The 16323-nt window shown below is 38.3% G+C and carries 15 protein-coding genes and 2 pseudogenes; 12 read left to right on the top strand and 5 right to left on the bottom strand.

The window, feature by feature from the left end; all coding sequences use genetic code 11:
- Positions 1 to 25 precede the first annotated feature (25 nt).
- From C568_RS0117710 to C568_RS0117705, 3 genes and pseudogenes are all read left to right on the top strand, one after another.
- Positions 26 to 352 carry a nucleoside triphosphate pyrophosphohydrolase gene (locus C568_RS0117710; protein WP_003195533.1) on the top strand — a complete coding sequence of 109 codons (327 nt, stop codon included), beginning with the start codon at positions 26 to 28 and terminating at the stop codon, positions 350 to 352.
- 55 nt (positions 353 to 407) lie between these two features.
- Positions 408 to 461 (top strand): annotated as a pseudogene (locus tag C568_RS36500) (SEC-C metal-binding domain-containing protein); the annotation flags it as partial.
- Between the two features lie 92 nt (positions 462 to 553).
- The gene (locus C568_RS0117705) at positions 554 to 1603 is read left to right on the top strand and encodes a M42 family metallopeptidase (RefSeq protein WP_018782305.1); all 1050 of its coding nucleotides are present in this window, start codon (positions 554 to 556) and stop codon (positions 1601 to 1603) included.
- 264 nt (positions 1604 to 1867) lie between these two features.
- Here the strand turns inward: C568_RS0117705 and C568_RS0117700 are convergent, their stop codons facing one another.
- The 3 genes from C568_RS0117700 to C568_RS0117690 are packed head-to-tail and all read right to left on the bottom strand — an operon-like array spanning position 1868 to position 5623.
- Complete coding sequence (locus tag C568_RS0117700; protein WP_018782304.1) at positions 1868 to 2971, bottom strand: Ger(x)C family spore germination protein; 1104 nt, start codon at positions 2969 to 2971, stop codon at positions 1868 to 1870.
- Complete coding sequence (locus tag C568_RS0117695; RefSeq protein WP_018782303.1) at positions 2968 to 4071, bottom strand: GerAB/ArcD/ProY family transporter; 1104 nt, start codon at positions 4069 to 4071, stop codon at positions 2968 to 2970. Before C568_RS0117695 ends, C568_RS0117700 begins: the two co-directional genes overlap by 4 nt.
- A gap of 4 nt (positions 4072 to 4075) precedes the next feature.
- Positions 4076 to 5623, bottom strand: coding sequence for a spore germination protein (locus tag C568_RS0117690; protein WP_018782302.1), 1548 nt, complete (start codon positions 5621 to 5623; stop codon positions 4076 to 4078).
- Between the two features lie 715 nt (positions 5624 to 6338).
- Between C568_RS0117690 and C568_RS0117680 the strand changes: the two genes are divergently transcribed.
- Entirely contained in the window at positions 6339 to 7292 is a 954-nt protein-coding gene (locus C568_RS0117680; protein WP_029427461.1) for a TRM11 family SAM-dependent methyltransferase, read from the top strand.
- A 160-nt stretch (positions 7293 to 7452) separates the two neighbouring features.
- On the opposite strand, the pseudogene C568_RS34335 reads toward C568_RS0117680, so the two are convergent.
- Positions 7453 to 7665 (bottom strand): annotated as a pseudogene (locus C568_RS34335) (hypothetical protein); the annotation flags it as partial.
- 87 nt (positions 7666 to 7752) lie between these two features.
- Positions 7753 to 7899: a YflJ family protein gene (locus C568_RS33210; protein WP_006093693.1), complete on the bottom strand. Its 147-nt coding sequence runs from the start codon at positions 7897 to 7899 to the stop codon at positions 7753 to 7755.
- Positions 7900 to 8287: 388 nt separating this feature from the next.
- Between C568_RS33210 and C568_RS0117670 the strand changes: the two genes are divergently transcribed.
- From C568_RS0117670 to lhgO, 8 genes are all read left to right on the top strand, one after another.
- Entirely contained in the window at positions 8288 to 9736 is a 1449-nt protein-coding gene (locus tag C568_RS0117670) for an amino acid permease (RefSeq protein ID WP_033794534.1), read from the top strand.
- Positions 9737 to 9752: 16 nt separating this feature from the next.
- Entirely contained in the window at positions 9753 to 11081 is a 1329-nt protein-coding gene (gene gabT / locus C568_RS0117665) for a 4-aminobutyrate--2-oxoglutarate transaminase (protein WP_018782299.1), read from the top strand.
- 23 nt (positions 11082 to 11104) lie between these two features.
- Entirely contained in the window at positions 11105 to 12547 is a 1443-nt protein-coding gene (locus tag C568_RS0117660; RefSeq protein ID WP_018782298.1) for an aldehyde dehydrogenase family protein, read from the top strand.
- 35 nt (positions 12548 to 12582) lie between these two features.
- Positions 12583 to 12936, top strand: coding sequence for a DUF3870 domain-containing protein (locus C568_RS0117655; RefSeq protein ID WP_006093697.1), 354 nt, complete (start codon positions 12583 to 12585; stop codon positions 12934 to 12936).
- A 130-nt stretch (positions 12937 to 13066) separates the two neighbouring features.
- Entirely contained in the window at positions 13067 to 13207 is a 141-nt protein-coding gene (locus C568_RS34820) for a hypothetical protein (protein WP_018782297.1), read from the top strand.
- Positions 13208 to 13317: 110 nt separating this feature from the next.
- A complete protein-coding gene (locus C568_RS0117645; RefSeq protein WP_006093699.1) occupies positions 13318 to 13575 on the top strand; it encodes a hypothetical protein in 258 nt (85 codons plus the stop codon).
- A gap of 289 nt (positions 13576 to 13864) precedes the next feature.
- The gene (gene glaH, locus C568_RS0117640) at positions 13865 to 14803 is read left to right on the top strand and encodes a glutarate dioxygenase GlaH (protein ID WP_018782296.1); all 939 of its coding nucleotides are present in this window, start codon (positions 13865 to 13867) and stop codon (positions 14801 to 14803) included.
- A gap of 72 nt (positions 14804 to 14875) precedes the next feature.
- Positions 14876 to 16108 (top strand): L-2-hydroxyglutarate oxidase, encoded by a 1233-nt coding sequence (gene lhgO, locus C568_RS0117635; RefSeq protein ID WP_018782295.1) that lies wholly within the window; start codon positions 14876 to 14878, stop codon positions 16106 to 16108.
- Positions 16109 to 16323 lie beyond the last annotated feature (215 nt).

Here is a 16323-nt window from a genome sequence, read left to right as displayed (position 1 = left end):
ATGATATTTTGGTGGAGGTAGAACTATGTCAACTTATAATAAACTAGTTAGAGATCTCGTTCCAGAAAAGATTTTAATGTCTGGAAAAACATATACTTCAAAAAAATTAACTGGTCAAGCATACATACAAGCATTAGCGAAAATCGGAACAGAGGAAATTCGTGAATTCGCCTCAATGAAAGAACGTGAACACGCATTAGATTCACTGGCTGATGCACTAGAAGTCATCATCTCACTAGCGCGTGCAGAAGGCGCAACATTTGAAGATATTGAGCGTCTTCGTAAGCAAAAAGAAGAAGAACGCGGTGGGTTCCAAAGAGGGATTTACTTGCTGGATGTTTCGGAGGAGTAGTTAACTGTGAATTATATAGAGATATAAAACCTTTCTTTTTTGGGGTGGGAGAGAGGATCCATGTATATGCGGAAGTGGAAAGAAATATAAAAAATGTTGTTTAAAATAAAGGCTATATAGGAGAAACGCCATCTATAAGTGGTGGTTTTCTAATGATTACTGTATACTGAATATTAGAAAAATGAAGTGGAGGGACCAACATTGGCACATCATGCAAAAGAAACAATGGAATTAATTAAACAGCTTGTTTCTATTCCAAGTCCATCTGGAAATACAGGCAAAATCATTAACTTTATTGAAAACTACGTAAAAGAGTGGAATGTAGAAACGAAGCGTAACAATAAAGGTGCGCTTATTTTGACGTTAAAAGGGAAGAACGATGATCAGCATCGGTTACTAACTGCTCACGTTGATACTCTAGGCGCAATGGTAAAAGAAATTAAATCTGACGGTCGCCTTCGCTTATCGATGATCGGCGGGTTTCGCTGGAACTCTGTTGAAGGAGAATATTGCGAAATCGAAACAGCGAGCGGAAAAACATATACGGGTACAATTTTAATGCACCAAACATCTGTCCATGTATACAAAGACGCAGGTGAAGCAAAACGTGATGAAAAAAATATTGAAGTTCGTATCGATGAGCGCGTATCTTCAGCAGATGAAGTTCGTGAACTAGGAATCGAAGTAGGGGACTTTGTCTCATTCGACCCACGTGTCCAAATTACAGAGAGCGGCTACATAAAATCACGTCACCTAGACGACAAAGTAAGCGTGGCAATTCTACTAAAATTAATTAAAGGATTACAAGATGAAAACATTACATTGCCATACACAACACATTTTTTAATCTCTAATAATGAAGAAATCGGGTATGGTGGTAATTCCAACATCCCAGAAGAAACAGTAGAATACTTAGCTGTCGACATGGGAGCATTAGGAGATGGTCAAGCATCAGATGAATACACAGTATCCATCTGTGCGAAAGACTCTAGCGGCCCATACCACTACGGTTTACGCAAGCATTTAGTTGAACTTGCGAAAGCAAACAACATTGAATATAAAGTAGATATTTACCCATACTACGGATCAGATGCATCCGCAGCAATCCGCGCAGGATTTGATGTGAAACACGCGCTAATTGGAGCAGGAATTGATTCTTCTCATGCATTTGAGCGTACACATGAGAGTTCGATTGCACATACGGAGGCGCTTGTGTTTGCTTATGTGATGTCAGAGTTGATTGGAGAATAGCGAAAAGAGGTTACCTGGTACTGGGTAACCTCTTTTGTATGGCGAATGTTGTCGGATTGACACTCCCACGGCTAAAGCCAGTGAAATTCTTGCTACCAAAGGCGGGGTAAACTCTTACAGGTGCTTTCTCGTATCGCAAAATCTGTAATCTCCTTACATACTACATGTGAAGGTTTTTTTATGAAAAAACAGCTATTAAAGAAATTAACCTTCCTAAAACTGAAGGAGCTTGTAATTTTAGTATGAATCTCAGTTGAACTCATGTTACTTAATCGTTCCCATCCCACCAATTTCTACATTTACCTTGACGTTTACATCGCCCTTTGCTAATGCCTTATTCCATTTATTTTGGACTTTTTTCCATTCTGGATATGTGTAAGTTCTTGCATATACCCCAAGCCCAATAGGGTCGATTTTGGCAGCTTGTATTTTCTTTATTAATTGCTTGAAATCAGCTTCCAGCTTAGTTTCAATAGCTTTTTGTAATTTTGCTGCGTCCTTTCTTGTATTGAACGAAAAAAGTCGTTCTGTAATACTGATTCTCATATTTACATCTATATTAAATATAAAATGATTCTCATACTTTACCTTTGTCTTTACTTTAATATTTTGGGCACTAAAGCTTATCCAATCTTTATCCTGGCTATCTGACTTTAGTTTAAGTGCAATTGTAAATGGAAACTCACCTTTCGTTTCTTGCTGCAAAATGCGTAATAGTTTGTTTTCATCGGATTTTAGCGCTAATTTATACCTTCCTTTTTCATCCAACAAAGCCGTACCTGTCACCCATATTCTATTCTTTTTTTTCATCTCAGTAATACTTGCTGTTATCCCTTTGTCTGCTACTTGTTCATGTAATTTTTGAAGAGTTGTTTTTACTGCGATATTTCTTAAATAGGCGGTATCAACTAGTTTTGTTAAATATAAAGGAAGCCGCGGTTTATCTTTTGGGTGATAAAAGATGACGTCCGAAACAGGTCCATCTACAGCAACAACTCGTGTGGTAACTGTGTTTTTGGGGTCTCGGTAAAATGGGTCGAGGTAATTTTCCCAGTTTTTTTGTTTCATTAGCCGTTTTCCAACTAAAATAACCTGTGTTTTACTTCCCGAGGTAAGCGCCATAACCGTAGCGTCAAATTTGTCTCTAGAATTTCGAGTCGTAACAGATTTCACACCAGTAGTTTCTTCTTTTACCTTTGCTTCTTTATTAAAAACAGGACTTGACATGTACACCAATAAATTATTATTACGATCTAAATCGATACCAAGGACAAGAGTAAGGGAAACATCTTCAACATTTGTTTGATCAAAGCATCCAGTCATCATGAACACTGATAACAAAATACAACATAGCACCTTTCTTTTCAATGTATCCCCCCCTGGCGAGACTTCTCATATACCCAGCTATACATCCATAAAATGATAGGTGATATATACGTTAATCCTAATCCAGCATTCGATACTACCTGTTGCCAAGTTTCGGCTTGATTCCAACTAGGATGAGTCCAAAATATGAAGCCGATAATGAGTAATAATAGAACAACAACATGAGAGGTGTGATCTTGTTTCCCAAGTAATTGGCTAGAACAAAATACAGCGCAGTATATGCAAGGAATCCAGGCTGTGGAAACAACGGTTAAGTAAACAGCTAATAAAATCATGTCAAAACGTTCTAAAAAACGAAATTCAATTACTTTAAGTAAATTTAGTACCGGCTGGTTAAATTGTGTAATGCTATCAGGGCTAAAATAGGCAAAGCAAACAATAGTAGCAAATAAATAAAATAACATCGTTAAAGTGTTTGCAATAACGATTCCATGGACTGCATACTGTTTTTTTTGTAAAAAGGGATATAAAAAGAACGCAATATCAAACCCTAAATAAGCAAAAATAGTGGTCGGTACAGCCGTTAATACCGGTTTCCACCCTTCTTTTAAGAGCGGAAAGAAAGGCAGCCAACTCCCGCCCTCTTTTAGCGGTATCAAAAAAAACAGCGGAATCCAAAGCATCATATAAAAATTAAGTTCACAGTACCGCCCTATAATACGAAGGCCGTTGCGTACAACAAGAAAGGTAGGAATCGAAAACAAAAAGATAATGATATAGTCAGGCGTTTTCGGAAGAAGCCATCCCTTAAGATAAAGCATAGCGTTCACAAGAATAGTACCGGAATAAAAGGCAAAATATATCATGTAAATAACAACGAGTGCTTTCCCTACTATTTTTCCAAATAATCGTATAAGAATGTCGTAAAGCGTATCCTCGGGATATCTTGCAGCTGTTTTCACGATGAAAACACCTGATATTGTGGAGAATACCCAGCCGATAAGTATAGCTATCCATCCATCTGTTCCAGCTTTTTCTGCAAGCAATCGTGGGAGAGATAAAACTCCAGTTCCTACCTGCATTCCATTAATTAAAAAAATATACTGCAGAAGAGTAATGTCATTATAGGCATATTTTTTCATAGTTTCACCTTTTATTATGGTTCTTTCCTTGTCGAATAGATTGAATGGCTCCCGTACCTTTAGAACGACTTCTCATGGCCCATAGAGGAAAGCGTACAAAAGCATCCTTCATATCTGCAAAGCGAAACGGTGCTAACGGAGTTCCATAAGGAGTTCCTAGCGATTCAAGACTGATAAGATGCGCAATTAATGTCATCCATCCGATAACAAGTCCGACAATTCCAAATAAGGCAGCTGATAGCATCATCGGAAAGCGTAAAAGTCTGACTGCCGCCCCCATATCATAATTAGGGATAATAAAAGAAGCGATGGCTGTAATAGCAACAACAATAATCATAATGTTGCTTACAATTCCTGCCTGAACAGCCGCTTGTCCAATAATAATTCCGCCTACAATTCCAATCGTCTGACCGATCGGAGTAGGCAGCCGCAAAGCCCCTTCCCTCATCATTTCCAATGTCATTTCCATAAGCAGTGCTTCCATAACTGGAGAAAATGGTACGCGCGTTCTTGATTCCGCAATAGATAAATAAAGCTCTACAGGAATGACTTCAAAATTAAAGGAAATAAACGCAACATAACTCGCAGGTAAAAATAGAGCAATCATAAAAGCGACGAAACGAAGTATACGAATAGACGAGGCAACTAACCAACGTGTCCCGTAATCATCAATTCCTTGAAAAAAGGATATAAAATTTGTCGGAGCAATTAATACACTTGGGGAATGATCCGTTACAGTTACAAATCTGCCCTGTAAAATGTGAGATACTGCCAAATCGGGTCTTTCAGTTAATATAAATTGGGGAAACGGTGAGTACGGGTTATCTTCAATGAATTCGATAAGTTCACCAGTACTAGCAACAGCGTCGACCGTAATACTTTGAATCCGTGTTTCTAATTCCTTCAGCACATCTTCAGAAGCTACATCTTTCAAATATAAAATAGAAATCCTCGTTTTGCTTCGTATACCAATTATTATTTCTTTTATCATTAATTCGTGATGAGGAATATATCTTCGAATCATTGCAATATTTTGGCTTCCAGTTTCCACAAATGCTTGATGCGCACCTTTTAGAGCTATTTCGTTATGAGCATCTTCAATATTTCTTTGTGGCCATCCTTTCGTATCCAATTGATGCGCTGTTGTTCGGCTATGGATTAATAAAACACTATCTCCTCCAAAAATAGCATCTTCAATCTGACTCCACGTATTAATAATTTTAATATGTCCTAATGTAATTGGAAGTTCCGTATTCGTATCAAAAACACTATTCATCAAAGGATTTAGAACGTGATTTTGAATCAATTGTTTATCTGTTAATCCAGACAAATACACTAAAGCTGCTTCTAATCCATCTACTTTCATTTGAAACCGACGAATCACTAAATCAGGTGCTTGACGAAATATATTCTGAATATCAGCTATGTTTTTTGATAAATCAGCGTCTAAGAGGGAGTCCTCTATATTTTTTTCCCGAAAATGAGTATTGTCTTGTATTGAAAATGACTTAGGATTACCTCTATATTTTAACCGTTTCAGAAATTTAGCCATGACTCCCTCACTTTCTACGTGCCTTCTATAGTATGTTTAGTATGTATATATTAAGAAAAAATATCCTAATAACTAGAGAGGCAACGCCAGAATTATTACTATAGATGGCCATTAACCAAATTTCTAAAATAAAAAAGCATTTCCTTCTGTATGACTAGTAGAAAGAAATACTTTTTATAATAATCTTCTATAATTTCTTTAGGAACCATACTGCCACCTGTCCCGCACATGACGTGTGTAGCATTTTCTAGTTTGTCTGTTTTAATTGTGCATACAGAGGCGCTTGTGCTTGCTTACGTGTTATCGGATTTAATAGAAGAATAGAAGAGGAATGCTTTTCTGAAGGAGTGATTGGTAGTTGTATACCAATCACTTTTTTTATTCCGCTATTCGCGGGCAGTAAGACTCCCGCTTCGAAATTCAGCAAAAGCAAAGAGGATAGGTGAGTGTGATTAAAGTTTCACTTTGTTTGAATCATATGATATCATTTAATTTCATTAAAAGAGTATGTGAGCGAGTGTAAGGAGTTAGGAATACGAGCTAATTCCTAGAAATAAAATGTTCTTTAATAAGTAAAGAATCCGATGAAAAGGACTAATAAAAAGAGACAAACTTGCCTCGGCTTATTCCTTCCTTTTTCATATATTTCATGTTATATGGTGCTACTGAGAATGATAGGGAAGAACAATTTAAAATGATAAAGGATGCGAACAGATTGAATAATCACAGCACAACACCGGCATTTATATATACGTATGCATTCCGCGAGGATGAACGATCTTTATGTTATATGGAGATGCGCTCTCTTTTTGGAGTTGAGTCTCATGTTAACATTTTGAAAAGTAATGTTAAAATTGAGCCGAGCCGAAGTCCGTTTATGAAAGAACGAATCGAAGTGATGTATGAAGGAGACGACTTGGCAAATATTTTAGAACAAGTAGAACAAATTGATTTGGCAGGAGCTACATTTAAAGTTATTTTTGTTAAAATTAACGATCTCAATGAAGCAAACAAGATAGAATACGGACAGAGGCGTGTAATTGAGAGAGAAATCGGCATGCAGATTGAAGGGGAAGCGGACGTGCATCATCCAGAGCGTGTATTTGGAATTGTTCCTCTTGGTGGTCGTTGGTATTTTGGAGAATATATTGAAAGTGAAGCTGTTTGGTATCATCACGTGAAAAAACCACGCAGCTATTCTACGTCACTTAGCACACGTGTTGCGAGAGCTGTTGCGAATATCGCTGTGCCAAATCCTGATGGAGTCAAAGCGATTGACCCGTGTTGTGGTATAGGAACGGTACTGGTAGAGGCACTGTCCATGGGAATTGACATCGTGGGCCGGGATATAAATCCTCTTGTTGTAATTGGATCTAGAGAGAATATTGCGCATTTTGGATTTGAAGGAGACGTAACGGTAGGGCCGATTGCGGATGTCACAACTAATTACGATGTAGCAATTATCGATATGCCGTACAATTTATTTACACATGCGACACCAGAAGATCAATTCTCAATTCTTACACATGCGCGTCGTTTTGCGAAAAAAGTAATTGTTGTAACCATTGAGACAATGGATCACATGATTAAAGAAGCTGGATTTGAAATTACAGACCGCTGTATAGCTAAAAAAGGGACATTTTCTAGGGAAATTCTTGTTTGTGAATAGGGGAAGTCTTTTGTAATGAAAAAAGGAAAGTGATTGGTATATATGCCAATCACTTTTTTCTTTATCACTCAAAGGAATTGTTTAATCTTCTATTCTAGGATTAAGGGTATTTACTTGTTAAGCTTTGTAGTAACTGCTTAGCCTAGTGTTAGATAGTTTACTAGGAAGGCAACAAAAGGAGGCATGCCTTCTTTTGTTGCCTTGTACGGATTGTTTCTGTTTTTTTAATTGTAGAAACTACACTGCGAATGCGACAAAATACAACGCCATCCTGTTCGTTTCGAAAGGTACCAGAGATATTTGCCTTTACCTTGGCCATTCGCAAGTCACGCTCTGCTTGATTGTCGCCAAACGGGACAAACGCATTCCGAATATGGTGAGAAACGGTCGATATATTTGAAAAATCGCCGATATATTCGAAAGAACAGTCGATATCGTTTTATCGATGAATCATAATAGGTTACTTTTCTTTGAGTTCTTCTTGCTTTGCAGCTAATAAATTGCGTAAAACATGCCCACGATAGCTCTCTAACTTCCGTCCTTCAAAATAACGAACTCCTAATTTTTTCAGTTCAGCTACGTACCATCCTTTTGTTCCAAAATACATGGAGATCACTTCCTTTTTTTGCTTTTAAACAGTATATGTTTTAGAATTGATAAATTTCGTTTTTAACACTATATAACTGAATTTAAAATAAATGTTGAATATTCAGTCTATTTGTATTATTATTAGTTTATCATCGGATGACAGTGATTAGCCTCTCTGCATGCCCGGATATGATTTCGTTCAATTTAATCGAGGATGATTGGCTTCTTTCCACTTGAACTTCCTTAGCAGGAAGACGAGCCATAAGGATAGAGACAGTAAAATCCAATGTAACTTTGTACATTGTTTTTCTGGCTCTTTTTATTGTTCCTATTTATAGGAGGATTTTAAGAAAGCGTTATCAATAATAGTGATATTTCAATCTTATATATGCTAGCTCGAAGGGTTTATGAAAATAAATACTTATAGGTTGGTGATCTTTTTGGCGAAAGAAAAACAAGAATTGCAAAAAGACTTAAAAACCAGACATATCACGATGATTTCAATTGGTGGGGTAATCGGGGGCGGATTATTTGTAGGAAGTGGGACAATTATTCAATCAACCGGTCCAGCTGCCATTTTGTCCTATATCATTGGTGCTTTAATGGTTGTACTTGTGATGCGGATGCTCGGGGAGATGGCTGCGGTAAACCCTGATAGTGGTTCATTCTCAACATATGCACATAAGGCAATTGGACCTTGGGCAGGGTACACAATCGGTTGGTTATACTGGTTCAATTGGCTCATCATTATCGCAATCGAAGCGGTATTGTTAGGAGTGATGATCAATAATTGGTTTCCTTCTATACCAACATGGATAGCGAGTTTGTTCGTGATTATCATGATGACAATGACAAATGTTTATTCAGTGAAGTTATATGGAGAGTTTGAATATTGGTTAGCGTTTATTAAAGTTGTAGCGATTCTAGCATTTTTAGTTTTAGGAGTTTCTATGATTTTTGGACTTGTGCCTAATGTAGATAGACCGGATCTTTCAATGATCTCTGAAAACGGGGGCTTTTTTCCAAAAGGAATTATGCCAGTATTACTTAGCGTTGTGTTTATTTCTTTCTCTTTATCGGGGAGTGAGGTAGCGGCGATTGCGGCCGGAGAGTCTGATAATCCAGAGAAGAATGTAATAAGAGCGATTAACAGTGTTGTATGGCGTCTTATGATTTTCTTTGTAGGGTCTGTATCGATCTTGGTCATTTTTATGCCGTGGAACAATGCAGAATTATTGAAATTGCCGTATGCAAGTTTATTTCAGATGGCAGGAATCCCTGCGGCTGCGGAAATTATGAATGGGGTTGTATTTCTGTCGCTCCTTTCGGTTATGAATTCCGGAATATACACGAGTTCTCGTATGTTATTTTCACTTGCGAAAAAGGGAGACGCTCCTTTTATTTTTTCAAAGTTAAACAGTAGAGGGACACCAGTTTGGGCGATATATGCAAGTATCATCTTCGCATTCATTTGCGCCATGCTAAAGTTTATATCTCCTGATAAACTATTTGCTTTTTTAGCGAATAGCTCAGGCGGCGTTACGATGCTGATGTATATGTTCGTTGCCGTTTCTCATATCAGGTTGAGAAGAAAAGCTGAAAGAGAAGACCCAGGGAAACTAAAGGTGAAAATGTGGTTATTCCCTTATCTCACATATGCAACACTTGCGATGATCATTACGATATTTGTTGCACAAGCGTTTATAGCGGATATGCGTATGCAATTTTATATGACGATGTTAGCAACTGCCGTAGTAATCGCAATCTATTTCCTAAGAGATAGAAATAAGCGAGTGCCAATAAAAGAAGATTTTACAATTATACAAGATTCGAAAGTTAGTTTAGAGAAGGAGTAAGAAAGGGGTATGTTCCATGTTAAAAGAAAAACAAAATATTGTAACGACAAAATCTGATAGTCTACATGTGAGAAGAAACAATGCGGTGCCTGGGGGTCCTTATAATATTACGCAGTTATATGTCGGATCGGCAAAAGGGGCAATCATTACGGATGTAGATGGTAACGAATTAATAGATTTTGCAGGCGGGATTGGTATGCAAAATGTCGGGCATTGTCATCCGAAAGTAGTACAAGCCATTCAAAGCCAAGTGGAATCTTCTATTCATAGTTGTTTTCATGTAGCGCCGTATGAAAGCTATATTGAGCTGGCTGAGAGATTGAATGAATTAACGCCAGGAGGTTTTAAGAAAAAAACAATGTTTGCAAATAGCGGAGCTGAGGCAGTAGAAAATGCTGTGAAAATCGCTAGGAAAGCGACTGGGCGCAGTGCCGTTGTTTCATTTGAACGTGCATATCATGGGCGGACACTTCTGACAATGTCTCTTACGAGTAAGGTAAAACCTTATAAGCATGGATTTGGTCCATTTGCATCAGATGTATACAAGCTGCCTTATCCGTATTATTACCGTGCGGAAGACGGCATGACGAAAGAAGAAGTAGATGGGCAAATTTTAGCGTATTTCGAACGTTTTATGTTAGAGGAAGTGGCGAGTGATAATATCGCTGCCATTATTTTGGAACCGCTTCAAGGGGAAGGTGGATTTATTGTTCCAAGTGCAACGTTTATACAAGGCGTCAGAAACCTTTGTGATAAATATGGGATTATCATGATTGCTGATGAAATTCAAACGGGTTTTGCTCGTACTGGAAGTTTGTTCGCAATGGATCATTTTGGCGTTGCTCCTGATTTAATGACATTTTCAAAATCAATTGCTGCAGGTATGCCGCTTAGCGCAGTGACAGGAAGAGCGGAATTGATGGATGCACCTGGACCAGGACAACTTGGTGGCACTTTTTCGGGAAGCCCGGTTGCTTGCGCAGCTGCACTCGCTGTTTTAGATGTAATAGAAGAAGAGCAGTTAGTAAAACGTGCCGAGGTAATCGGTAGCCGTATGATGGAAGTATTCCATAGCTGGAAGGAGAAATACGAATTAATTGGAGATGTGAGAGGCCTTGGAGCTATGACGGCGATCGAGCTTGTAAAAGATCGAAATACGAAAGAGCCAGCAACAGAAGAAGTAAAAGCAATTATGCAAGAAACACACAACAAAGGTGTAATCACAATAAGCGCTGGAATTTATGGAAATGTCCTTCGTTTCTTACCGCCGCTTGTTATCACAGATGAACAGCTGGAGGAAGGTCTTCATATTCTTGAAACGGCAATTGCGAAACTATCAAAATAGGAAACGATGATGGAGGCAGAGAAATGAGGTTTTTAAATTATATAAACGGCCAGTGGAAAGAGCCATCTACCAATCAATATTCGAAAAATTACAATCCGCATAATGGAGAAGTATTAGGTGAATTTCCACTAAGTTCGGCAGATGATACTGGGGCAGCCATCGCATCCGCAAAAGAAGCTTTTCAAAATTGGCAAGGGCTATCGTTTCAAGAACGGGCAAGTTATTTATGGAAAGCAGCCGCAATTTTAAAAGAACGAGTGACGGAAATCGGTCAAGATTTAACGAGTGAAGAAGGAAAGACGCTCGCTGAAGGAGTCGGTGAGACGAAGCGGGCAATCAGTATTTTGGAATACTATGCGGGGGAAGCAAATCAGCCGGTAGGAGAAATGATCCCTTCTGCAAATCCGAAAACAATGCTCTATAGTAAGCGCGTCGCAGTTGGACCAGTCGGACTCATTACACCATGGAATTTCCCAATTGCGATTCCAGCATGGAAAATGGCGCCAGCGCTTATTTATGGGAATACAGTTGTGATAAAGCCTGCTGAAATTACACCAAAATCCGTGTATCATCTTGTGAATGCTTTTCACGAGGCGGGAATTCCTGCTGGGGTTATCAATTGTGTATTTGGGAAAGGTTCAGTCGTTGGAGCAGAATTAACAGAAAATCCTGATATAAAAGCGATATCCTTTACTGGTTCGAATAGCGTCGGAAAGACCATTCAGCAAACGGCGATTGCAAGCGGGAAAAAGGTGCAATTAGAAATGGGAGGAAAAAACCCATTAGTCGTATTAAAGGATGCTGATACCCAGAAGGCAGTCGATATTGCGATAAGAGGTGCATTCATGTCAACAGGACAAAAATGCACAGCGACAAGCAGAGTGATTATTGAAGATGACATTTATGAGGAATTTCGAAATGAGCTCCTGTTACGTACAAAGGCTCTAAAAGTTGGAAATCCATTAAAACAGGATACATTTATGGGTCCATGTGTATCTGGAAATCAACAGCAATCTGTTTTAGCGATGATTGAAGTAGGAAAGAAAGAAGCTTCTTTACTTTGCGGAGGTAGCACACCAGAAGAAGATGAGTTAAAACGAGGATATTATGTCCTGCCGACTATTTTTGAAGACGTACCGCAAGATGCACGAATTGCGAAAGAAGAAATCTTCGGTCCTGTTATCTGTTTGTTTAAGGTGAACAATTATCAAGAAGCGATTCATGTAGCGAACGATACAGAATACGGACTGAGTGCATCTGTTTGTACAAATAATCTCAGCCTAGCCCAGCAGTTTATTGATGATATGGAGGTTGGGATGGTCCATGTCAACTCAGAAACGGCAGGAGCAGAGCCGCAAGTTCCGTTTGGTGGTATGAAAAATTCGAGTGCAGGACCGCGTGAACAAGGAAAAACAGCTGCAGAATTTTATACAAGAGTCAAAACGGTATATATCGATCAAGTATGAGTTATAGAATAAACACATAATAATGGGGGATGAACATGCGTAAAGGTACTTTTTTCATGGCAGGACACTCAAGACTTCCGAAAGGGATGGCTGTACGGAGTGTCTATGAAACATTAACAATTACAATAGAGGCAGATCACAAATATCACGTTATTATTGAAGCGTCATGTACCCTTGCTACTGAACATGGGAGAGACTTTATTGCTCAAATATTAAGAGGGCATAGTTTACAAGATGGCATTGAAGAGATCACGCAAGAAATCTCGTATCACTATCAAGGAAAAGCACAAAATGCGATTATTAGTGCGGTAAAAGATTTGTATCGCCAATATATAAGCTATGTAAACGGCGAAAAGCCACAAGAAGAATATGAAGAAACAAATCTATAACAAACTGCCTAGTTTATTACGCTTTACTTTCTAAAGAGCATTCATAAACAAGAGCCAGTTATATTTCAGCTTATTTGATGAGCGAAATATAACTGGCTTTTTTATTTTTATCTAATGAGGAGGAAAGAATATGTCAAAATCAAACGAAGATGTAAAACAAAAAAGAGGGTGCGCGAAAAATGATGCAGTGAAAACTTGTAATATGTGTAAAGTATGTGGGCGGAAGAAGGAAAATGAAAAGTACATGTCAAAGGATAAGAAAGTTCTTTGAAATTCGTAAATTATAATAGATAAATATAGTGTCAGCTCTTGCCGCTTCATATACAATAAAAGTAGGATTGCTCTTCTACTAAAGAGCAGTTTTTAGAAGGAGGGAATGATATGGAGAAAATGAAAGTAGAATTCGAAGTGAAAGGATTCGGTGAAGAAAAAGTATTAAATGTTGATGACGCTTTTAAAAGTATTGAAATTGCAAGAGTAAACGGTTTATCAAAAGATACTACATTAGGCGAATTAGAATCCATGTTAAAAGCTATGTTCGATGAAGTTGAAAAAAATTATGAAAATCCACCACAATTCACTGGAAGAATTACGATCCGAGCAAAGAAAGAAAATGCTGAAATTAAGTATTATGGCTAACTCTAACTGCATGGAAATAAATAATAAAAATATATTGACAGTGTGAATATTTTGAATTATCATTTAATTATAAAGTGATAAGATCCATATGAGAAGTTAGCCTTCTCTATATCCGATCTTCATTTTCTGTTTTGCACATATTTTCATAAAAAAACTGTCTATTATTACTGTACTTTAAGAGATTAAAGAACACTCGTAATTTAAAGCCAGTTGTACGTTTTCTACGATTTGTATTGTAGATGCGTATGACTGGCTTTTTCGTTTTATTTAAACTAAAGGAGGAAATAACATGTCAGTGATTACAGAGCAAGAAGTGAAGATGAAGTTTGCAAAGAAATATGAGGGGTATGAAATTGTTCCTCATCCAGAACATAGACGTTTGTATCATATTGTGTTAGATCAGCAATTGCTTCAGCAATTTTTCGCAGAGGTAAAAGAACATTCGGAGCAATCCTTACAATATATTCCGTATTCTCGCTTTATCCTCGCTGATCAAATGAAAAAATTCTTTGGTGAATCGTTTATGGAAAATGTTCGCGGTATTATTCACGACCGGGAAACAGGCGGGTTTACAATTGGTGTACAAGGCGAAACGATAGATGCAGGAGACTATGTGAAATTTGCAACGGCATTAACACATTTAATTGGTACACCTAACTTTGATGCAATGACAGGAACGTACTACGCGAGATTTAATGTGAAAGATACAGATGGCAGTGATTCTTACCTTCGCCAAGCATATCGATTATTCACGCTTCATACAGACGGGACATTTGTTGACGAACCGACAGATTGGCTCCTTATGATGAAATTTGAGGAAAAGAATGCGGTAGGGGGCGAATCACGTTTACTTCATTTAGATGATTGGGAAGAGCTTGAGAAGTTTCGAAAACATCCACTCGCATCTGTCAAAATCACATACAAAGCACCTCCAAGTAAAAATGCGCAGGAAATCGTCTACCGTGAAACATTTTTTGATGTAAACAATGCACCATGTATTTGCTTTATTGATCAATTTGCTTATCCAGATAATATTGAACAGGCAACATATTTGAAGGAATTATCACACTCTGTGGAGAACTCTCCAGCAACGCACGCATTAAAATTACCAGTTGGAGATCTCGTTCTATTAAACAATCTCTTTTGGATGCACGGGCGCGCTCCTTTTGAGAAAAACAAAGATTTATATCGAGAGCTCATGCGCCAGCGCGGTTGTTTTTCTAAATAATATATGTGGCGGGCCTTTCAACAAGGCCTGCCTTTCCTAATATAGGGGATACAGACATAAGGGGGAAGTTAAATGTATGATTTTCTAATTATCGGCGGAGGAATTGTCGGCCTTTCAACTGGAATGGCCTTAACGAAAAAATTTCCTCATGTCAAAATAGCGGTAATCGAAAAAGAGGACGAACTTGCGCATCATCAAACAGGACATAATAGCGGTGTCATTCATTCCGGGATTTATTATAAACCGGGCAGCTATAAAGCGAAATTTGCGAAAGAAGGAAACGCAGTGATGGTGGAGTTCTGCAAAGAAAATGGCATTGCCTATGACATGTGCGGCAAGGTGATCGTGGCGACAGAAAAAGAAGAACTTCCTCTTTTACATAATCTGTATGAAAGAGGCCTGCAAAATGGGTTACATATTTCGAAAATCGACAAAGGAGAACTAGCGGAAATCGAACCCCACGTAAAAGGATTAGGAGCTATTCGCGTTCCTTCCTGCGGCATCGCCGATTATAAAGGAGTCAGTCATACATTTGCACGTTTCATAGGGAAAAGCGGGGGAGAAGTACACTTAGGCACAAAAGCAGAACAAATTTTTGAACACAAAGATTTCGTTACAATCGAAACAAACAAAGGCACATTCGAAACAAAATTTCTCATTAATTGCGCTGGATTACATAGCGACCGAATCGCCAAAAAAACAGGCATACTAACAGACATGAAAATCGTCCCGTTCCGAGGCGAATATTATGAACTCGTTCCAGAAAAGCGTCACCTCGTGAAACATTTAATTTATCCTGTTCCAAACCCAGACTTCCCATTCTTAGGTGTTCACTTTACAAGAATGATAAATGGGGACGTACATGCAGGGCCAAATGCAGTACTAAGTTTCAAGCGTGAAGGATACACAAAAAAAGACTTTAACATAAAAGACTTCATGGAAACAATGACATACGCCGGCTTTTGGAAAATGGCAATGCCAAACATGAAAGAAGGCATGAAGGAAATGATTCGTTCTTTCAGTAAACAATCCTTTCTCAAAAGCTTGCAGCGCTTAATACCAGAGCTCACAGAGAAAGATATCGTTCCGACCCACGCTGGTGTAAGGGCGCAGGCGATTCTATCTAATGGGAATATGGTAGATGACTTCTGTATTATCCCGGGTATAAACTCTATGCATATTTGCAATGCGCCATCCCCGGCGGCAACAGCTAGCTTGAAAATTGGGGAGGAGATTGTGGGGAAGGTGCCGGATGTGGTTGTGGATCGGGTGAGTACGGATGGGATGTTTCGAGTGAAGGCTTAGATAGGGGGAGGCTGCCTTTTTAGGTGGTCCCTTTTTTGTTTAAGTTGAGGGTGATATTATCCCCTTAAGGTAGACAGTGTAAAAAGGCCATGAATAAACATGGATGTTACACTTTTACTTGGAGGGGATTTTATTATGGTTAAAAAAGGGGATAAATTTCAAACTTATTCAGATGAATTAAAGATACAAGTTGTAAAAAGTTATTTAAATGGTGA

The organism is Bacillus sp. 95MFCvi2.1 (assembly GCF_000374965.1).
GTDB lineage: Bacteria > Bacillota > Bacilli > Bacillales > Bacillaceae_G > Bacillus_A > Bacillus_A pseudomycoides.
This window is presented reverse-complemented; position numbering and strand designations above follow the sequence as displayed.